This is a genomic window from Pseudomonas sp. BF-R-26, from assembly GCF_019947395.1.
GTDB lineage: Bacteria > Pseudomonadota > Gammaproteobacteria > Pseudomonadales > Pseudomonadaceae > Aquipseudomonas > Aquipseudomonas farris.
On record NZ_JAGYGK010000003.1, the window covers coordinates 391,900 to 412,063 of the forward strand.

General features: G+C 60.4%; 14 protein-coding genes. 12 read left to right on the plus strand and 2 right to left on the minus strand.

Annotation, left to right across the window (positions count from 1 at the left end):
* Nucleotides 1–241: 241 nt before the first annotated feature.
* Together aceF and aceE are read right to left on the minus strand one after the other, a co-directional pair.
* Complete coding sequence (gene aceF, locus KGB18_RS05960) at nt 242–2,194, minus strand: dihydrolipoyllysine-residue acetyltransferase (protein ID WP_223569525.1); 1,953 nt, start codon at nt 2,192–2,194, stop codon at nt 242–244.
* Between the two features lie 11 nt (nt 2,195–2,205).
* Nucleotides 2,206–4,851 carry a pyruvate dehydrogenase (acetyl-transferring), homodimeric type gene (aceE, locus tag KGB18_RS05965; protein WP_123721536.1) on the minus strand — a complete coding sequence of 882 codons (2,646 nt, stop codon included), beginning with the start codon at nt 4,849–4,851 and terminating at the stop codon, nt 2,206–2,208.
* A gap of 384 nt (nt 4,852–5,235) precedes the next feature.
* Between aceE and glnE the strand changes: the two genes are divergently transcribed.
* From glnE to KGB18_RS06025, 12 genes are all read left to right on the plus strand, one after another.
* Complete coding sequence (glnE, locus tag KGB18_RS05970) at nt 5,236–8,175, plus strand: bifunctional [glutamate--ammonia ligase]-adenylyl-L-tyrosine phosphorylase/[glutamate--ammonia-ligase] adenylyltransferase (RefSeq protein WP_123721535.1); 2,940 nt, start codon at nt 5,236–5,238, stop codon at nt 8,173–8,175.
* 346 nt (nt 8,176–8,521) lie between these two features.
* Nucleotides 8,522–9,556 carry a lipopolysaccharide heptosyltransferase II gene (gene waaF, locus KGB18_RS05975; RefSeq protein ID WP_123721534.1) on the plus strand — a complete coding sequence of 345 codons (1,035 nt, stop codon included), beginning with the start codon at nt 8,522–8,524 and terminating at the stop codon, nt 9,554–9,556.
* 1 nt (nt 9,557) lies between these two features.
* Nucleotides 9,558–10,619, plus strand: a complete 1,062-nt coding sequence (gene waaC / locus KGB18_RS05980; RefSeq protein WP_123721533.1) for a lipopolysaccharide heptosyltransferase I — start codon at nt 9,558–9,560, stop codon at nt 10,617–10,619.
* Complete coding sequence (locus KGB18_RS05985) at nt 10,619–11,740, plus strand: glycosyltransferase family 4 protein (RefSeq protein ID WP_123721532.1); 1,122 nt, start codon at nt 10,619–10,621, stop codon at nt 11,738–11,740. Before waaC ends, KGB18_RS05985 begins: the two co-directional genes overlap by 1 nt.
* Entirely contained in the window at nt 11,740–12,546 is an 807-nt protein-coding gene (gene rfaP, locus KGB18_RS05990) for a lipopolysaccharide core heptose(I) kinase RfaP (protein ID WP_123721531.1), read from the plus strand. The genes KGB18_RS05985 and rfaP overlap by 1 nt, the downstream gene beginning before the upstream one ends.
* On the plus strand, nt 12,546–13,280 hold the full coding sequence (locus tag KGB18_RS05995) for a lipopolysaccharide kinase InaA family protein (protein WP_123721530.1): 735 nt from the start codon (nt 12,546–12,548) through the stop codon (nt 13,278–13,280). Before rfaP ends, KGB18_RS05995 begins: the two co-directional genes overlap by 1 nt.
* Complete coding sequence (locus KGB18_RS06000; protein WP_123721529.1) at nt 13,277–14,029, plus strand: lipopolysaccharide kinase InaA family protein; 753 nt, start codon at nt 13,277–13,279, stop codon at nt 14,027–14,029. Before KGB18_RS05995 ends, KGB18_RS06000 begins: the two co-directional genes overlap by 4 nt.
* Nucleotides 14,029–15,480 (plus strand): lipopolysaccharide kinase InaA family protein, encoded by a 1,452-nt coding sequence (locus KGB18_RS06005; protein ID WP_223569526.1) that lies wholly within the window; start codon nt 14,029–14,031, stop codon nt 15,478–15,480. The genes KGB18_RS06000 and KGB18_RS06005 overlap by 1 nt, the downstream gene beginning before the upstream one ends.
* A 237-nt stretch (nt 15,481–15,717) precedes the next feature.
* Entirely contained in the window at nt 15,718–16,053 is a 336-nt protein-coding gene (locus KGB18_RS06010; protein WP_123721730.1) for a YceK/YidQ family lipoprotein, read from the plus strand.
* Between the two features lie 174 nt (nt 16,054–16,227).
* On the plus strand, nt 16,228–17,982 hold the full coding sequence (locus tag KGB18_RS06015; protein WP_123721527.1) for a carbamoyltransferase: 1,755 nt from the start codon (nt 16,228–16,230) through the stop codon (nt 17,980–17,982).
* Nucleotides 17,969–18,880: a glycosyltransferase family 2 protein gene (locus tag KGB18_RS06020; RefSeq protein ID WP_187326447.1), complete on the plus strand. Its 912-nt coding sequence runs from the start codon at nt 17,969–17,971 to the stop codon at nt 18,878–18,880. The genes KGB18_RS06015 and KGB18_RS06020 overlap by 14 nt, the downstream gene beginning before the upstream one ends.
* On the plus strand, nt 18,877–20,163 hold the full coding sequence (locus tag KGB18_RS06025) for a capsule biosynthesis protein (RefSeq protein ID WP_223569527.1): 1,287 nt from the start codon (nt 18,877–18,879) through the stop codon (nt 20,161–20,163). Before KGB18_RS06020 ends, KGB18_RS06025 begins: the two co-directional genes overlap by 4 nt.
* The last annotated feature ends 1 nt before the right edge of the window (nt 20,164 follow it).

A 20,164-nucleotide genomic window follows, 5' to 3' on the forward strand; every position in this document is an offset into this window, starting at 1 on the left:
TGTCGAAGTTTCTATTGGAAATTCTCCTAACTAAGACTAGTTATTGGTTCGCAAAAAATATCGGGAGGAAGTGGACTCGAGTTGTAGGCGGCGTAAGCCATGAATGTAGGAATAAGGTGCAGAGGAGGGCTTTCTTCAGGGCAAAAAAAGCCCCGCCAAATTGGCGGGGTTGAGGTACGAGCGTGGCGCTCGGAAAACATGGACCGCGACTGGCCCTCCGGTGAAGGAGGGCCGGCCGGTGTTACAGCAGGATGGTGCGGATGTCCGCCAGCAGGTCGCTCAGACGCTTGGTGAAGCGTGCAGCAGCGGCGCCGTTGATCACACGGTGATCGTAGGACAGCGACAGCGGCAGCATCAGTTTCGGCTGGAAGGCTTTGCCGTCCCAGACTGGCTGGATGGTTGCCTTGGAAACACCGAGGATCGCCACTTCCGGCGCGTTGACGATCGGCGTGAAGCCGGTGCCGCCAATGTGGCCGAGGCTGGAAATGGTGAAGCAGGCGCCTTGCATGTCGTCAGCGGTGAGCTTTTTGTCGCGGGCTTTGGCAGCCAGCGCAGCGGCTTCGGCTGCCAGTTGCAACAGGCTCTTCTGGTCGACGTTCTTGATGACCGGTACCAGCAGGCCTTCAGGGGTGTCGACCGCGAAGCCGATGTTCACGTACTTCTTGCGGATAATCGCCTTGCCGCTTGGCGCCAGCGAACTGTTGAAGTCCGGCAGTTCCTTGAGCAGGTGCGCGCAGGATTTGAGCAGCAGCGGCAGGATGGTCAGCTTGACGCCGGCCTTCTCTGCAACGGCTTTCTGAGCAATACGGAACGCTTCCAGCTCGGTGATATCAGCCGAATCGAACTGAGTCACGTGAGGAATGTTCAGCCAGCTGCGATGCAGGCTCGACGCGCCGATTTGCATCAGGCGAGTCATCGGCACTTCTTCGGTTTCACCGAAGCGGCTGAAGTCCACGACCGGAATCGGCGGGATGCCCGCGCCGCCGGTTGCGCCGCCAGCGGCCGGTGCTTCCTTGGCCTTCTGCATCATGGCTTTGACGTAAACCTGCACGTCTTCTTTCAGCACGCGACCGTGTGGGCCACTTGGGCTGACCGCGCTCAGCTCGACGCCGAATTCGCGGGCCAGTTGGCGCACCGCCGGACCTGCGTGAACCTTGGCGCCCGGTTTGGCCGGTGCAGCAGCAGGTGCGGCAGGTGCCGGAGCAGCAGGTGCTGCGGCGGCTGGAGCAGGAGCGCTAGGTGCAGCAGCGGCTGGCGCCGGAGCTGCAGCAGGTGCCGCGCCTTTGACTTTCAGCTTCAGGATCAGGTCGCCGGTACCGACTTCGTCATCCAGCTTGATGGAAACGCTTTCCACCACGCCAGCGGCAGGCGATGGAATTTCCATGCTCGCCTTGTCGGATTCCAGGGTGATCAGCGACTGGTCGGCGGTGACGGTATCGCCAGCCTTGACCAGCACTTCGATGATCTTGGCCTTGCCCGCAGAACCGATGTCCGGGACGTGAATGTCCTGAACGGTGTCGGCAACCGGAGCCGCCGGAGCCGCAGCGGCTGGCGCTGGAGCAGCGGCAGCAGGTGCAGCAGCCTGGGCTGGCGCGGCCGCGGCCGGTGCAGCAGCACCCGCCACTTCCAGGTCCAGAATCAGGTCGCCGGTGCCGACTTCGTCATTGAGCTTGACGCTGATGGCCTTGACCACGCCAGCGGCAGGCGATGGGATTTCCATGCTCGCCTTGTCGGATTCCAGGGTGATCAGCGACTGATCAGCCGCGACGGTGTCGCCGACCTTGACCTGGATCTCGATGATCTGGGCCTTGCCCGACGAACCGATGTCCGGCACGTGCACTTGCTGAATGCTGGCAGCAGCAGGCGCGGCAGCTGGAGCAGCCGGCGCTTTCGCGGCAGCGGGCGCAGCTTCAGCCTTGGCAGCCGGCGCAGCGGCAGCCGCAGGGGCAGCCGCAGCGACACCTTCGACTTCCAGCTCCAGCAGTTCGTCGCCTTCTTTCAGACGATCGCCCAGCTTCACTTTCAGGCTCTTGATGATACCGGCCTTCGGCGCAGGCACTTCCATGCTCGCCTTGTCCGACTCAAGTGTCAGGATGCTCTGGTCGGCTTCGATACGGTCGCCGACCTTCACAAACAGTTCAATTACTTCACCTTCACCGCTGCCGATGTCAGGTACGCGAATGAGTTCGCTCACAGAGTGTCTCCTCAGCAGTCCAGTGGGTTGCGTTTTTCCGGGTTGATACCGAACTTGGCGATGGCTTCAGCCACCACTTTAGGTTCGATATCGCCACGGTCAGCCAAAGCTTCCAGGGCTGCCAACACCACGAAATGACGATCGACTTCGAAGAAGTGACGCAGCTTCTTGCGGCTGTCACTGCGGCCGAAACCATCGGTGCCCAGGACTTTGAATTCCTTGGACGGGACCCACTGACGAATTTGCTCAGCGAACAGCTTCATGTAGTCGGTAGACGCGATGACCGGACCCTTACGGCCGTTCAGGCACTCTTCGACGTAGCTCAGTTTAGGCTTCTGGCCCGGGTGCAGACGGTTGCTGCGCTCGACGGCCAGGCCATCGCGACGCAGTTCGTTGAAGCTGGTAACGCTCCACACGTCAGCGCCGACGTTGAACTGTTCACGCAGGATCTTCGCCGCTTCACGGACTTCACGCAGGATGGTGCCGGAGCCCATCAGCTGAACGTGGTGCGCCGCTTCGCGGGTGTCTTCCTCGAGCAGGTACATGCCCTTGATGATGCCTTCCTCGACACCGGCCGGCATGGCTGGTTGCTGGTAGGACTCGTTCATCACGGTGATGTAGTAGAAAACGTCCTGCTGCTCTTCGGTCATCTTCTTCATGCCGTCCTGAATGATCACCGCCAGCTCGTAGCCGTAGGTTGGATCAAAGGTGCGGCAGTTCGGGATGGTGGCAGCCAGGATGTGGCTGTGACCGTCTTCGTGTTGCAGGCCTTCGCCGTTCAGCGTGGTCCGGCCGGCGGTGCCGCCGATCAGGAAACCACGGGTGCGGCTGTCGCCAGCGGCCCAGGCCAGGTCGCCGATACGCTGGAAGCCGAACATCGAGTAGAAGATGTAGAACGGCAGCATTGGCTGATTGTGGCTGGAGTACGAAGTACCGGCAGCGATGAAGGAGCTCATGGCGCCCGCTTCGTTGATGCCTTCTTCGAGGATCTGGCCCTTCTTGTCTTCTTTGTAGAACATCACCTGGTCTTTATCGACTGGCTCGTAGAGCTGGCCGACGGAGGAGTAGATGCCCAACTGACGGAACATGCCTTCCATACCGAAGGTACGGGCTTCGTCCGGGATGATCGGAACGATGCGTGGACCGATTTCCTTGTCCTTGACCAGTTGCGCGAGGATCCGCACGAAGGCCATGGTGGTGGAGATTTCACGGTCGCCCGAACCATCCAGAATGGCCTTGAGGGTATCGAGGGACGGGGTCGGCACGCTGAAGCTTTGAGCGCGGCGCTGTGGCACGAAACCGCCCAGTGCAGTGCGGCGCTCACTCAGGTAGCGGGCTTCGGCGCTGTTTGGTTCCGGCTTGAAGAACGGCAGGTTTTCCAGCTCTTCGTCTTTGACCGGAATGTCGAAGCGATCACGGAACAACTTCAGGCTGTCGACATCGACTTTCTTGGTGTTGTGCGCAGTGTTTTTCGCTTCGCCGGCACCGGTGCCATAACCTTTGATGGTCTTGGCCAGGATGACGGTCGGTTGTTCTTTGTGGTTGACCGCTTCGTGGTACGCCGCGTAGACCTTGTAAGGGTCGTGGCCGCCACGGTTGAGTTTCCAGATCTCGTCGTCGGACAAGTCTGCAACCATCGCCTTGAGTTCTGGCGAGTTGAAGAAGTGTTCACGCACGAACGCGCCGTCTTTGGCTTTGTAGTTCTGGTACTCGCCGTCGATGACTTCGTCCATGCGACGTTGCAGGATACCGTCGACGTCTTTGGCCAGCAGTGGGTCCCAAAAACGGCCCCAGATGACTTTGGTCACGTTCCACTGAGCACCGCGGAACACGCCTTCGAGTTCCTGGATGATCTTGCCGTTGCCGCGAACCGGGCCATCAAGGCGCTGCAGGTTGCAGTTAATGACGAAGATCAGGTTGTCGAGCTTCTCGCGGCCAGCCAGCGAGATGGCGCCCAGGGATTCCGGTTCGTCGCACTCGCCGTCGCCCAGGAAACACCAGACTTTTTGCTTGCCTTCCGGGATGAAACCACGGGCTTCCAGGTACTTCATGAAGCGTGCCTGGTAGATCGCCTGGATCGGGCCCAGACCCATGGATACAGTCGGGAACTGCCAGAAGTCAGGCATCAGCCATGGGTGCGGATAGGACGACAGGCCCTGACCGTCCACTTCCTGGCGGAAGTTGTTCATCTGGTCTTCGGTGATGCGGCCTTCCATGAACGCGCGGGCGTAAACGCCTGGCGAGGTGTGGCCCTGGAAGTAGATCAGGTCGCCGCCGTGCTCGTCGGTCGGGGCCTGGAAGAAGTAGTTGAAGCCGATGTCATACAGGGTCGCACTGGAAGCGAAGCTGGAGATGTGACCACCCAGGTCAGAATCTTTCAGGTTCGTACGCATTACCATGGCCATCGCGTTCCAGCGTACCAACGAGCGAATGCGGCGTTCCATGAACAGGTCGCCAGGCATGCGTGCTTCGTGGGTAACGGGGATCGTGTTGCGGTAAGGCGTGGTGATGGCGTAAGGGAGCTGCGAGCCGCTACGGGTCGCGAGTTCGCCCATACGGGTCATCAGATAGTGAGCACGGTCTTCGCCTTCTTTGTCGAGAACCGATTCCAGGGCGTCCAGCCATTCCTGGGTTTCGACGGGATCGAGGTCTTGCATGGCTTGCTCCAGGGCGGAAAGGCTTCCAGAATCGGTTGCCTGAGTTTGCGACTGGCCTTGTGGGCAGACGATATAAATTCTTGGATTGCCGAGAGGTATGTTCCGGCGGCGTGTAGTTTTACTACAAATCATCGGGCATTTCAGCCTTTCGAATGTATAGACGAGTAGTAAAACTACAGAAGATTGGCTTGTGGCCTCCGGCTGCGTTGTGAGAATAATCGTTAAGGTTGGTCTTTTGCCAACCAAAAAAGGTGAAGGCTTGATGATCGCTGCCAAAAATAAACAAATTTCAGCTATTTCTAACCTTTGTTCGACAGTCGGTCAGGTAGCGAATTTTCACGAATCACTACATGCAGCCCTTCACACGCCGATCAAGGATAGACCATGAGCCTCCCTTCGCTTGCCGAACTGCCCGGCGTACTCCTGCCATTTGTCACCCGTGCCGAGCAGTCGTTCCGTACGGCTGTCGCGGCGCTTGCCGATGATCATGGCCTGTCTGTCTGGACGCCTGAGCGCTGGGCCCAATTTGCCCGCGTCACCGCGGCCAGCGACTTTGTCATTGAACAGAGTGTGCGTGACCCTTTGATGTTGCTGGAGCTGGTGCAGTCCGGCGAACTGGATCGCGTCTTTGCGCCGGGCGAGTTGTGCGCACAGATTGCGACGGCGGTGAGCACCGCCGAAACCGACGACCAGCTTGGTCGCGCCTTGCGTCGCCAGCGCGCACGCCAGCAAGTGCGGATTATCTGGCGCGACCTGACTCGCCAGGCCGATCTGATCCAGAGCTGTCGCGACCTCTCGGACATGGCCGATGCCAGCATCGATCAGGCCTATCAGTGGTTGTATCAGCGCCATTGCCAGCAGTTCGGCACGCCCACCGGGCGACGTAGCGGCGAGCCGCAGCAGATGGTCATCCTCGGCATGGGCAAGCTCGGCGCCGTGGAGCTGAATCTGTCGTCGGACATCGACTTGATCTTCGCCTACCCCGAGGGCGGCGAAACCGTCGGTGTGAAGCGGTCGCTGGATAACCAGGAATTTTTCATTCGCCTCGGCCAGCGGCTGATCAAGGCGCTGGACCCGATGACCGTCGACGGTTTCGTGTTCCGCGTCGACATGCGCTTGCGGCCGTATGGTTCGTCCGGCGCGCTGGTGCTGAGCTTCAATGCACTGGAGCAGTATTACCAGGATCAGGGCCGCGACTGGGAACGCTACGCGATGATCAAGTCGCGCGTGGTGGCCGGCGATCAAGTGGCGGGCGCGCAACTGCAAGAGATGCTGCGCCCGTTCGTTTACCGGCGTTACCTGGACTTCTCGGCCATCGAAGCGCTGCGCACCATGAAGCAGCTGATCCAGCAGGAAGTCCGGCGCAAGGGCATGGCCGACAACATCAAGCTGGGTTCCGGCGGCATTCGTGAAGTCGAATTTATCGCCCAGGCCTTCCAGCTGATTCACGGTGGCCGCGACCTGAGCCTGCAGCAGCGTCCTCTATTAAAAGTACTGAGCACCCTCGAAGGTCAGGGTTACCTGCCGGCGGCGGTGGTCAGCGAGTTGCGCGAAGCCTACGAATTTCTGCGTTACACCGAACACGCGATCCAGGCGATTGCCGACCGCCAGACCCAGATGCTGCCGGATGGTGAACAGGATCAGGCGCGCATTGCCTTTATGCTCGGATTTGCCAACTGGACAGCTTTCCACGAACAGCTGATGTACTGGCGTGGCCGGGTGGCCTGGCACTTTGCTCAGGTGATCGCCGATCCCGATGAAGAGGCCGGCACCGAGAGTGAAGTGGTGGTCGGCGGCGAATGGTTGCCGCTGTGGGAAGAGGCTCAGGACGAGGAGGCCGCCTGCCGTCAACTGGAAGAGGGGGGTTTCGCCGACGCTTCCAAGGCGCTGAAAGCCTTGGCCAGTCTGCGCGGCAGTCCGCAATTGCGCGCCATGCAGCGCCTGGGGCGTGAACGCCTCGATGCTTTTATTCCGCGCTTGCTGGCTCAGGCTGTGGAGCATGCCAATCCCGATCTGGTGTTGGAGCGGGTGCTGCCGCTGGTGGAGGCCGTGGCGCGTCGTTCCGCCTATCTGGTGTTGTTGACCGAGAACCCCGGCGCCTTGCGCCGCTTGTTGACGCTGTGCGCCGCGAGCCCATGGATTGCCGAACAGATCACGCGCTTCCCGCTGCTGCTCGATGAGTTGCTCAACGAAGGCCGGCTGTTCAAGCCACCGCTGGCGCCGGAATTGGCCGCCGAGTTGCGCGAGCGTTTGACGCGGATTCCCGAAGACGACCTCGAGCAACAAATGGAAGCCCTGCGGCATTTCAAACTGGCGCACCGCTTGCGCGTCGCCGCCTCGGAAATCGCTGGCAGCCTGCCCTTGATGAAGGTCAGTGATTACCTGACCTGGCTTGCCGAAGCGATCCTTGAACAAGTGCTGGCCCTGGCCTGGCGCCAGACCGTGGCCAAGTACGGTACGCCGCTGCGCACCGACGGCAGCTTGTGCGACCCTGGTTTCATCATTGTCGGTTACGGGAAAGTCGGCGGTCTGGAGTTGGGGCACAGTTCGGACCTGGATCTGGTGTTCATCCACGACGGCGATCCGCAGGCCGAAACCGACGGGCCGAAGCCTATCGATGGCGCACAGTTTTTTACCCGGCTCGGGCAGCGCATCATTCATTTGCTGACGGCGCAGACCAACTCCGGCCAGCTGTATGAAGTGGACATGCGTCTGCGGCCTTCCGGTGCGTCCGGTCTGCTGGTGAGTTCTTTGGGGGCGTTTGCCCGGTATCAGGAAAACGAAGCCTGGACCTGGGAACACCAGGCGCTGGTACGGGCGCGGGTGCTGGTGGGCAGTCAGGATGTCGGCCAGGCATTCGAGAAGGTGCGCGCGGCGGTATTGGCCAAGCCACGGGACCTGCCGACCTTGCGCCAGGAGGTCAGCGAGATGCGCGCCAAGATGCGCGATAACCTCGGCAGCAAGAGCACGGCGGCGGGCACGGCGGCAAATGCCTTCGAGGCCACGGCGCCATTCGATCTCAAGCAGGATGCCGGTGGTATCGTCGATATTGAATTTATGGTGCAATACGCGGCTCTGGCATGGTCTGAAGCGCATCCGTCATTGCTGCGCTATACCGACAATATCCGCATTCTGGAAGGGTTGGAGGAGGTCGGGCTGATGCCCGCCGAAGATGCCAGCCTGTTGCGTGAAGCCTATAAGGCCTACCGCTCCGCCGCTCACCGGGAGGCCTTGCAGAAGGACGCCGGGGTGATACCGGGCGACCAGTTCGTGGATGAACGACGGCAGGTAATGCGGATCTGGCGCGAGCTGGGGTTAAGCTGAGACGGGATGTTTGCAACACCTGGTACCCAATGTGGGAGCGGGCTTGTGGTGAGGGGGCTTGCCCCCGTTTGAGTGCGTAGCACTCACAAGATCTTTGGCATATCAGAGATTTTTGGGGCTGCTTCGCAACCCAACGGGGGCAAGCCCCCTTGCCACAGGTCGCTCCCACACTGGATCTGCGGTGTTTGGTAGATTGAGGCAGCTAAGCTGTATCGCATGGATGTGCACAAAATTGATCCGACGAGCCCCAATCGGCTCGTCCAAATGACCTGACGGTTCACCCCGAAGGTGCTGGATTCTCGAGGCGGGGAGGCGTATGCCTCCCCGGCTCGTTTATGGAAACCACATGAAAATTCTGATCGTTGGGCCCAGTTGGGTCGGTGACATGGTGATGGCGCAGACACTTTTTCAGTGTCTCAAGCAGCGCCACCCGCAGTGCGAAATCGACGTGCTGGCCCCCGAGTGGAGCCGGCCGATTCTCGAGCGCATGCCCGAAGTGCGCCAGGCCTTGAGCTTCCCGCTCGGTCACGGCGTGCTGGAGCTGGCGACGCGTCGGCGCATCGGTAAATCCCTGGCCGGCCAGTATGACCAAGCCATTCTGCTGCCCAATTCCCTGAAGTCGGCACTGGTACCGTTTTTTGCCGGTATCCCGAAACGCACCGGCTGGCGTGGCGAATTCCGCTACGGCCTGCTCAATGATGTGCGCACGCTCGACAAAGAACGTTACCCGCTGATGATCGAGCGCTTCATGGCCCTGGCCTTTGAGGCTGGCGCCGAGCTGCCGAAGCCGTATCCACGACCGAGCCTGCAGATCGACCCGGTGACCCGCGACGGCGCACTGGCCAAATTCAGTCTGGCCCTCGACCGTCCGGTGTTGGCGTTGTGCCCCGGCGCCGAGTTCGGCGAGTCCAAGCGCTGGCCGTCCGAGCACTACGCGAAGGTCGCCGAAGCGAAGATCCGTGAAGGCTGGCAGGTCTGGCTGTTCGGCTCGAAAAACGATCACGCGGTGGGCGAAGACATTCGCGCGCGGCTGATTCCCGGCCTGCGTGAAGAGTCGGTGAACCTCAGTGGCGACACGTCCCTGGCCGAGGCCATCGATCTGCTGTCCTGCGCTGACGCGGTAGTCTCCAACGACTCCGGCCTGATGCACGTGGCTGCCGCGCTGAACCGCCCATTGGTGGCGGTATACGGCTCGACGTCGCCGGGTTTCACACCACCATTGGCCGAGCATGTCGAAATCGTGCGCCTGGGCATCGAATGCAGTCCGTGCTTCGATCGCACCTGCCGTTTCGGTCATTACAATTGCTTGCGCCAGCTCATGCCGAAAGCGGTGAACGAAGCCTTGCAGCGGTTGCTGGGCACTGTGGTCGAGGTCAAATAGTTTGCGGGTACTGTTGATCAAGACTTCTTCGCTGGGCGACGTGATTCACGCGTTGCCAGCGTTGACCGACGCGGCGCGGGCGATCCCCGGCATCACGTTCGACTGGGTGGTGGAAGAAGGTTTCGCCGAGATTCCGACCTGGCACCCGGCCGTGGGCAAGGTGATTCCGGTGGCGATCCGTCGCTGGCGCAAGAACATCTGGCAGACCATCAAGAGTGGCGAGTGGAAGCGCTTTAAGCAAAGCATTCGCGCGACAAAATACGACTTGGTGATCGATGCCCAGGGCCTGCTGAAAAGCGCGTTGCTGACTCGCTACGCCAAAGCCCCGGTGGCCGGGCTGGACAAGAACTCGGCCCGCGAACCGATCGCCGCGCGTTTCTATTCCCGACGTCTGGCCGTGGCCCGTGGGCAGCACGCGGTAGAGCGCGTGCGTCAGCTGTTCGCAGTGGCCCTGGGTTATGACCTGCCCAAAGGCCTGGGCGACTATGGCCTGAACGTCGAGCGATTGGTGGAGTTGCCGCGCAAGAATCCGTACGTGGTGTTTCTCCATGGCACCACCTGGGACACCAAGCATTGGCCCGAAGCCTATTGGCGCGAGTTGGCCGAGCGGGTGGGTTACCTCGGCGTGGCGGTGAAGCTGCCGTGGGGTAATCCGATCGAAAAGGCCCGCGCCGAGCGCATCGCCAAAGACATGCGACACGTCGAAGTGCTGCCCAAGCTGAACCTGGCAGGTGTCGGTAAAGTTCTGGCCGGGGCGCAAGCCTGCGTAGCGGTGGACACCGGTCTCGGTCACCTCGCTGCGGCGCTGGACGTGCCGACCCTGTCGCTGTTCGGCCCGACCAACCCGGGCCTGACCGGTGCGTACGGCAAGTCGCAGATTCACATGGCCAGCGACTTTCCCTGCGCGCCGTGCCTGCAAAAGAAATGCACTTATCAACCGACGGCCGACGATGCCCGTCGGTTCGACCTGAAACGCGAGTGGCCCCTGTGCTTCACGCGTCTGAATCCCGAGCGTGTCGCGAGCCGACTGAGCACGTTGTTACTGGCTGAGGAGCTGCGCTGATGCAATTGGCATTTGTCCTGTACAAGTACTTTCCATTCGGGGGCTTGCAGCGCGACTTCATGCGCATCGCCCTGGAGTGTCAGCAGCGCGGCCATCAGATTCGCGTCTACACACTGATCTGGGAAGGCGACGTTCCACCGGGTTTCGAAGTGCTGGTGGCACCGGTCAAGGCGTTCTTCAATCATCGGCGCAACGAGAAGCTCACCGAGTGGATGGAGGCCGATCTGGCCAAGCGTCCGGTGGATCGCCTGATCGGTTTCAACAAGATGCCGGGCCTGGACGTTTACTACGCCGCCGACGGCTGCTTCGAAGACAAGGCGCAAAACCTGCGCAACTCGCTGTACCGTCGTTGGGGCCGCTACCGGCACTTCGCCGAGTACGAGCGCGCGGTGTTTGGCAAGGATGCCAAGACCGAAGTGCTGATGATTTCCGAAGTGCAGCAGCCGCTGTTCATCAAGCATTACGACACGCCGCTTGCGCGCTTCCATTTACTGCCGCCGGGTATCTCTCAGGACCGTCGCGCGCCGGCCAATGCCGCCCAGATCCGTGCCGAGTTTCGTCGCGAATTCAACCTGAAAGATGATGAACTGCTGCTGGTGCAGATCGGCTCCGGGTTCAAGACCAAGGGCGTGGACCGCAGCCTCAAGGCACTGGCTGCCTTGCCCGCCGAACTGAAAAAGCGCACCCGGCTGTTTGTAATTGGCCAGGACGACCCCAAAGTATTCCAGTTGCAGAGCGCCACATTGGGGCTCGGCGACAACGTGCAGTTCCTCAAGGGCCGCAGCGATATCCCGCGTTTCCTGCTCGGTGCCGATCTGTTGATCCACCCGGCGTATAACGAAAATACCGGGACGGTGCTGCTTGAAGCCGTGGTAGCCGGCTTGCCAGTGCTGGTGAGCGCGGTGTGCGGCTATGCCCATTACATCGCCGAGGCCGACGCCGGTCTGGTGCTGGACGAACCCTTCGATCAGGCGCAACTGACGCAGTACCTGACCGGCATGTTGAACGACGCAAATGCACGGGCGGCCTGGAGCCGCAACGGTCTGGCTTTCGCCGAGACGGCCGACCTCTACAGCATGCCGCAGCACGCGGCCGATGTGATTCTGGCGGAGCACGCTTAATGAAGTTGATGCTGGCTGAACCGTTCAAGAGCCTCTGGGCCGGACGCGACCCGTTCGCCGAAGTCGAGGGCCTCGAGGGCGAGGTGTACCGCGAGCTTGAAGCGCGCCGGACACTGCGTACCGAAGTGGATGGTCACGGGTTCTTCGTGAAAATCCACCGTGGCATCGGCTGGGGCGAGATCTTCAAGAACCTGCTGACCGCCAAGCTGCCGGTGCTTGGCGCGGGCCAGGAGTGGAAGGCCATTCAGCGCCTGCAAGAAGTCGGCGTGCCGACCATGACCGCCGTCGCTTACGGCGAAAAGGGCAGCAACCCGGCGGATCAGCATTCATTCATCGTCACTGAAGAGCTGGCGCCCACCGTCAGCCTCGAAGATTTCAGCATCGACTGGGTCAAGCAGCCGCCCGAGCCAAAACTCAAGCGCGCCTTGATCGCCGAAGTCGCGCGCATGACCGGCATGATGCACCGCGCCGGGGTCAACCACCGCGACTGTTACATCTGCCACTTCCTGCTGCACACCGACAAACCGGTGACAGTCGACGACTTCAAGCTGTCGGTGATCGATCTGCACCGTGCCCAGACCCGTCCGACGATTACCCAGCGCTGGCGCAACAAGGACCTGGCGGCGCTGTATTTTTCGGCGCTCGACATTGGCCTGACCCGTCGCGACAAACTGCGTTTCCTCAAGGGGTACTTCCAACAGCCCCTGCGCCAGATTCTGGCTGAAGAAGCGGGGCTGTTGGCATGGCTCGAAGGCAAGGCCAACAAGCTCTACGAGCGTAAGCAGCGATACGGGGATGCGCTCTGATGTCGGGTTGGACACTGGAACCTGCTTACAGCGATCTGGCAGAAGATTTCGGCAGTCTTGACGCGGTGTTCGCGCTCGAGGGCGAGCGACTGACCCGCGATCCACTGTCCGAGGTCATTCGCGTCCAGCGCAATGGCGTCAACTATTACGTCAAGCGCTACGTCGGCGCCGGCAAAGGCCTGCGCCGTTACCTGGGCAAGCCGCGGGTGAAAGCCGAATGGCAGAACCTCAAGCGTTTCGCCAAGTGGGGCATTCCTACCGCCGAAGTAGTGGCCTGGGGGCTGGAACGGCGCGGCGCGGCATACGATCGCGGGGCGATGATCACGCGCGAGCTGCCCAATACCGAAGACTTGTCGGCTTTGGCTGGTCGGCATGATCCGAAGCTGGCGGACCGCGCCTGGGTCGACAACATCAGTCGACAGCTGGCGGGCTATACCCGGACCATGCACGACCACCGTTTTACCCATAACGATTTGAAGTGGCGCAACCTGCTGATCGACGATGAGCCCCGGCTATTTTTGATCGACTGCCCCAACGGTGATTTCTGGCGCGGCTTCTGGCTCAAATACCGAATCACCAAAGACTTGGCTTGTCTGGACAAAGTGGCCAAATATCACCTGTCGGCCACCCAGCGTCTGCGCTTTTACCTGCAATACCGCCAATGCACCCGGCTCAATGCCGCCGACAAGAAACGGATTCGGCACGTGGTGAGATTTTTCGAGGGCCGCGAATGACTGATTTTCTGGCTGCTGAAGACCGTGCGCTGCTTGAACGTCATGGCCTCGGCACCTTCGACGCACTCTGGGCCAAACAGCTCGAAGCCGTGGACGAACCCAACACCGGTCGGGGTGGCTGGAGCAGTGTGTTTCGGCTGGAACTGGAAGGTCATAGCTATTACCTCAAACGCCAGAGCAACTACCTGACACGCACATTGCATTCGCCCTTTGGCGAGCCGAGTTTTGCCCGTGAGTTTCGCAACATCAGGCGTTATCAGAAGCTGGGTATACCGGCGCTGCAGGCGGCATTTTTCGGTGAGCGCAAAGTCGACGGCGAAGTCCGGGCGATTCTGCTGACCCGCGCGCTGGACGGTTGGGATGACCTGGATTCGCTGTTGCAGCGCTGGTCCGACCTGAGCGCTGTGCAACACTCGGCGATTCTGAAAGCCTGTGGGCAGCTGGCGCGACGCCTGCACGAGGTGCATCAACTCCACGGTTGCTTCTATCCCAAGCACATTTTTCTCCAGGCCACCGGTGACAGTTATCAGGCTCGGTTGATCGATCTGGAAAAAACTCGCCCGCTGTTTTTTGGTCAGCGTGATCGGGTCAAGGATCTGGACCCGTTGCTGCGTCGGGCACCGGAATGGAGCGAAAGTCAGCTGCGCGAGTTGTTGGCGATTTATCTGGATCAGCCATTGAACAGTTCGCTGGTGGACAGTTGGGTATCGCGCCTGAGTGCGCGACGCAGTCACAAGGAGGCGCGTTGATGCGTTTGTCCGAACTGAAACACGCCGGCCGCAGCCCAAACCTGCCGCTGAGCATTCCACTGGCCGATGCCGCGGGGCCTGCGGAGCTGCAGTTGCTGAGCCTGCTGCGGGTGTTGCCAGGGCAGCGTTATGTGGGCGCCGGCGTCTGGCGCGGCCGGCCGGTGTTGGCCAAATTGCTGGTCGGCGGTAAAGCGGCGCGGCACTTTAAGCGTGAACTGGACGGCGTGCGTTTGCTCGCCGCTCAGGGGCTGACCACGCCGTTGTTATTGGCTGATGGCCTGAAGGACGGTGAAGGCGGCTGGTTGTTGTTCGATTTCCTTGAAGGCGCCGAGAGCCTGGGAGACGCCTGGAAACAGGTTGAACACTTGCCGGTGCTGGCGGATGAGCAATCAGCGGTGCTGGCCGAGGCCTTGGGCGCCATTGGGCAATTGCACAGCAAAGGCCTGTGGCAGGAAGACTTGCACCTGGACAACCTGTTGCGCCATGGCGGTCAGTTGTATTTGATCGATGGTGCCGGGATCTGTGCCGAGACGGCTGGCAAGCCACTGTCACAGCACAAAGTCCTGGAAAACCTCGGGGTGTTTTTCGCCCAGTTGCCAAAATCGCTGGAACCCTTCACCGAAGAATTGCTGGTGTATTACCTGCTGGGAAACGGCGAGCATGCCTTGCCCATGGAAGCGTTGCAGAAACAGATCGACAAGGTCCGTCGCTGGCGCTTGAAGGATTTCCTGATCAAGGTCGGCCGCGAATGCACGCTATTCAGCGTCCAGCGCGGAGCGTTCGGCTTGCGGGCGATTCGCCGTGAGGAAGAGGCGGCGATGTTGCCGGTGCTGGAGCAGGCCGACGCCTTGCTCGATCAAGGCCATCTGTACAAGACCGGCGGCGCGGCGAGCGTCGGCAAGGTCGAGGTGGCTGGGCGCACATTGGTGGTCAAACGCTACAACATCAAAGGCTTTGCCCACTGGCTCAAACGTTTCTGGCGCCCGAGCCGCGCCTGGCACTCATGGCGAGAAGGCAATCGCCTGGCGTTCCTGGACATCGCCACCCCCAAGCCGTTGGCGTTACTGGAGAAGCGTTTTCTCTGGCTGCGCAGCCGGGCGTACCTGGTGACCGAGTATTTGCCGGGGCCAGACATCATCGAGCGGTTTGCGCCATACGTGGAAAGCGGCGAAGCGCCGGAAGCCGAGTTGCAGGCTCTGGATCACCTGTTCGCCGAGCTGATTCGCGAGCGGATCAGTCATGGCGATTTCAAGGGCCATAACCTGTTCTGGCAGCAGGATCGCTGGGCGCTGATCGATCTGGATTCGATGTGTCAGCATGGCTCGGTCAGTAGCTTTGCTCCGGCGTATGCGCGGGATCGGGCGCGATTCATGCGCAATTGGCCTGAGAGCAGTGCGCTGTATCATGTGATCGATCAGCGTTTGCCCAAAGATATCTCTAGCACTGCCTGAATCGGGTCTTCGACCCTGTCGCGGGCAAGCCCGCTCCCACAGGTTCAGTGGTGTGCACAGGCTTTGTGTGCGGTGCGATCACTGTGGGAGCGGGCTTGCCCGCGATGGGGCCAGATCAGTCTTCCGAGATCTAGAGGACAAGTTCTTATGAATCGTCCTACATGATCTCCAGACCCCGTGAACTGTGCCCTGAATAGCCACGATGCTAGTTTGCCTGACGTTCTCGGAGGGCAGATTTTGACGATAAAAATGGCTGTGTTGCTGAGCACTTTCTCACTGGCGCTATCTGGTTGCGGGACTGCGGTCACGGTGTTGCAGGATGACGAGGAGGCCGCCCGTGGCCTCAGAAAGCAAAAAACCTACTGCCAGTCCATCCCTCGCATCTATAGCGGTCTGGCCCACGACTTCTGCCTCCTGCATGCGCCGCCTGATCCCACCGGTATTCTGGTGCCATTCGTATTACTGGATCTGACCTTGTCTGGTGCACTGGACACGGTTGCCTTGCCGTACACGATTTACCGGCAGGCCACGGACGGCAATATCAGGATTTACTGGCGCCCGGGTCGCGGATGAGCGAAGGCGAACGCGTGGGCTCGACGTCATCTTCACGGCGCTGATAAGGGCAGGGTCATTCCCGCCACGTTTACGCTATAATCCCGCCCTTTAGCTGTCTCTCGCCCCTTGCGAGGGCACATTAATTTTTGAGGCGCGTTGCGCCTGCATGCAGACTAAAGAGGCTAGACCCCTGTGGCATTGACGATTCTTGGCCTGTCCGGCGCCCTTAGCCATGATCCTTCCGCAGCCCTGTATATCGACGGCAAGCTGGTCGCGGCGGCTGAAGAAGAGCGCTTCGTGCGCGATAAACATGCAAAGAACCGCATGCCTTATGAATCGGCGAAGTTCTGTCTCGAGCAGGCGGGCATCAAGCCGTCCGACGTTGACGTGGTGGCGATTCCGTTTGCGCCGATCAGCCTGTTCGGCAAGGCTCGCTGGCACTATGCCAAGCGTTACTGGTACGCCCCGGACCGCGCCCTCGATGCGATCCTGATGGGCAACCGTCGCTACAAGCGCTATCGCAACAAGATTGTCTGGTGCCTCGAGCAACTGGGCTTCGATCCGAAGAAAATCAAGATCGAGCCGGTCGAGCATCACCTGGCCCACGCCTCCAGCGCCTACCACTGCTCCGGTTTCAAAGAGAAAACCGCGATTCTCGGGATCGACGGCAAGGGCGAGTACGCCACGACCTTTTTCGGCTACGGCGAAAACGGCAAGATCCACAAGATCAAGGAATTCTTCGATCCGGACTCCCTCGGTGGCCTGTACGGCGCAATCACCGAGTTCCTCGGTTTCGAGATGCTCGACGGTGAGTTCAAGGTCATGGGCATGGCGCCGTACGGCGACGCCAGCAAATACGATTTCTCGCGTCTGGCCTCGTTCGAGAACGGCGAGCTGGTGATCAACACCGACTACGCCAACGTGATCGGCCTGCGTCGCTATAAAGAGAAGGGCAAGGGTTTCTACTTCTCGCCGAAGCTGATCGAGTGGCTGGGACCGAAGCGCGAAGGCGACATCGCCGACGAGCCGTACATTCATTATGCCGCGAGCATGCAAGCGCTGTTCGAGAAGCTGGCATTGCAGATGATCGACCACTACCTGGGCGATGTGCTCAAGGAAACCGGCAAGCTGGCCTTTGCCGGCGGCTGTGCGTTGAACGTCAAGCTGAACCAGAAAATCATTGCCCGCGACGACATCAAAGAGCTGTTCGTTCAGCCTGCGTCCGGCGATGCCGGTACCGCGGTCGGCGCTGCGGCTTACGTGTCCCACGCCCGTGGTGTACCGGTCGAGAAGATGGAACACGTCTACCTCGGCCCGTCCTACAGTAACGAAGACGTGCTCGCGGCCTGTGCCCGTCACCCGAGCAAGCCGGCGTGGCGCAAGCTTGAGAACATGCCGGAAAGCATCGCCAAAATCATGGTCGACGGCAACCCGGTGGCCTGGTTCCAGGGCCGCATGGAATTCGGTCCGCGCGCCTTGGGCGGTCGTTCGATCATCGGTTGCCCGAGCGCAACCGGCGTGGCTGACCGGATCAACCATCAGATCAAGTTCCGCGAGCGCTGGAGGCCTTTCTGCCCGTCGATGCTCGACACCGTTGCGCCACAGATGATCAAGATCGATCATCCGGCGCCGTTCATGACCTTTACCTTCGAAGTGGCTGAAGAGTGGAAGACCCGCGTGCCGGAAGTCGTCCACGAAGACGGCACATCCCGGGCCCAGGTGTTGAAGCGCGAATACAACCCGCGCTACTACGACATGATGAAGGCGCTGGAAGTGCTGACCGGTAACGGCGTGTCGCTGAACACCTCGCTCAATCGTCGTGGCGAGCCGATGATCTGCTCGCCGACCGACGCCTTGAATATGTTCTTCGGTTCCGACCTACAGTACCTGATCATGGAAGACATTCTGGTGGTCAAAGAAGGTGCCAACGAGTATGCGGTTGACTGACGTGCTGATTAGTATCGTTATTCCTGCTTATAACTACGCCAAAACCCTGCCACGTGCGGTGAATTCGGTGTTGGCGCAGTTGGGTGATGCCCAGGCTGAGTTGCTGGTAATCGATGACGGTTCCACTGACGCGACGCCGCAAGTTCTGGAGCAGCTCCTGACTGAACATGCGGGGTGCTTTAGAGCTCTGCGCAAACCCAATGGCGGTTTGTCTTCAGTGCGTAATCGCGGGATCGAGGAGGCTCGGGGGCATTACCTGATCTTCCTCGATGCCGATGATGAGATGGCGCCTGGTGCGCTGGCTGCATTGACCCGGCATATCTCCAGCAATCCGGACAGCCGTTTGATCATTGGCGGTCACTGGTCGGTGTTCGACGACGGTCGTCGCGTCCAGCATGCCGTAAAACCCTTGCCAGCCACCCCGCGCCAGCGTGTGCGGGGCTACTTGCTGGACAAGACGGTATCGCTGTCTAACGGCGCCTGCGCAATGCATCGCGAAGTGTTTGCGCCGGGCAACTATCCTGAGCACTTGCGCAACGTTGAAGATATTCCGGTATTTGCTCAGGTGCTGGCGCGTTTCCCGTGCACTGTGCTCGATCAGCCGCTGGCGTTGATCTACAAGCATGGCGACAGCATGCGCCATGACCTCAAGCAAAGCCTGGCGGCGGGCGTGGGGATGGTTGACGAGGTGTTTTCCTCGGCCCGAATGCCTCGGGAACTGCAGGACTTGCGCCAGGCTTTCCTGGCTCAGCGCTGCCTGTCGTTGTTCCGCGATTGCTACAGTGCCGGCGATTATGTCAACGCCAAGGCTTTTTACGTCCGTGCCGTGCGCGCCGATCTGCGCTCACTCACGCGCTGGTCCTACACCCGCAAGGCCATTCGGTTGCTGTTCAAGTGAGCGCGCCGCCGTCTGATGCAATTGTGTTCCAGGCTGAGGGATGCTGGGCACAAAAAGCGCGTGAGCTGGACCGTTATCGCTGGAAGCTGCTGCGCGAGCGTCATGGTCGCTGTGGCAGTCTTTTGCGCCTGGTTCGCGATGTGCTGGTGGATGTGGCGGTCGGGATACGCGCCAAGGCGTGCTTGAGTGGTTCGGTGGTCGCTGCGCCCTGTGGGGTGCTGTTGCTGCATTCGGCGCCAAAGTCCATGGCGTTGCAGCGCAAGAATATTCTGATCGAGGGCCTGCGCAAGCGCGGGCACCACCTGACGGAGGCAGCGTTGCGTTCTCCGTCGGACGCCTGCGCCCAGCGCATGCTCCTGGCGCCGCCGCAGTCTGTGCCGCTGCGTTATCTGGTATACGCCGCCCATGCTCAGTGGCTGGTGATGACATATTCACCCAAGGTGCTGATCAACGAGCGCAACGGTAGTCTTCATGCGCCGTTCCTGCGCTTGGCATTGGCTGCGCGTGATGCCCGGCTGCTGCAACTGGCTCATGCCACGACGCTGGAGTCGTCACGGCGACTGGGGATGAACGATTACGACTATTACGGCCTCTTTGGCCATAGTTCACTGGTTGCCTTGCAGGAAAGAACATTGCGATTTGGTGAGTCGACGGTGGTGTTGATCGGTTCTTACCTCGCCGATGAAACCTATGATCTGCCCGTTGCCGATCCCGCTCTGCGGACGTTGTTGATTCTGGGGGTTGGCCCTGATCGGGAAAAAGAACCGGGCTACCAGCGCACCTATCAGTTACTGCGCAACTGGGCCGAGCAACATCCGCATTATCGCGTGCTGTTCAAGCGTCATCCGCGCAGCAAGGCGCAATTCTGGAGCGATGCTGCTGCGCAGTTAGCCAGCATCCAGTTGCTGGATAACCAGTGTTCACTGGCGGAGGCTCTGGCGCAGGCCAGCGTTGTGGTCAATATCATGTCCAATGCAGGTATCGAGGCAGGGCTGGCGGGCCGGCCGGTGATCCATGTGAATGCGGGCAGCGATGTGGATATCTTCTCTCACTCGCTGTTTTTTGGGCCTCAAGTGCGCGATGAGCATGAGTTTTCCCGCCAGCTACAAGCGCTTGAGCAGGATTATCCGGGGCATGTGGCCCAAGCCCGACGCTTTGCCGATTACCACCTGGTATACGGTTCTCAGGGGTTGGCAAAGACCATTCAACTGGTTGATAACTTGCTAAGAGGCACAGACCCTGCGCGTGACTTCGAGACCTTCAGGTTGTCTGCCGCCGGCTGAG

What these genes read in the sequence shown, in the direction of transcription:
- KGB18_RS06005 (WP_223569526.1), top strand. Translation starts at nt 14,029, where the DNA reads ATGCGTTTGTCCGAACTGAAACACGCCGGCCGCAGCCCAAACCTGCCG.
- rfaP (WP_123721531.1), top strand. Translation starts at nt 11,740, where the DNA reads ATGAAGTTGATGCTGGCTGAACCGTTCAAGAGCCTCTGGGCCGGACGC.
- glnE (WP_123721535.1), top strand. Translation starts at nt 5,236, where the DNA reads ATGAGCCTCCCTTCGCTTGCCGAACTGCCCGGCGTACTCCTGCCATTT.
- KGB18_RS06000 (WP_123721529.1), top strand. Translation starts at nt 13,277, where the DNA reads ATGACTGATTTTCTGGCTGCTGAAGACCGTGCGCTGCTTGAACGTCAT.
- aceE (WP_123721536.1), bottom strand. Translation starts at nt 4,851, where the DNA reads ATGCAAGACCTCGATCCCGTCGAAACCCAGGAATGGCTGGACGCCCTG.
- KGB18_RS05985 (WP_123721532.1), top strand. Translation starts at nt 10,619, where the DNA reads ATGCAATTGGCATTTGTCCTGTACAAGTACTTTCCATTCGGGGGCTTG.
- waaF (WP_123721534.1), top strand. Translation starts at nt 8,522, where the DNA reads ATGAAAATTCTGATCGTTGGGCCCAGTTGGGTCGGTGACATGGTGATG.
- KGB18_RS06020 (WP_187326447.1), top strand. Translation starts at nt 17,969, where the DNA reads ATGCGGTTGACTGACGTGCTGATTAGTATCGTTATTCCTGCTTATAAC.
- KGB18_RS05995 (WP_123721530.1), top strand. Translation starts at nt 12,546, where the DNA reads ATGTCGGGTTGGACACTGGAACCTGCTTACAGCGATCTGGCAGAAGAT.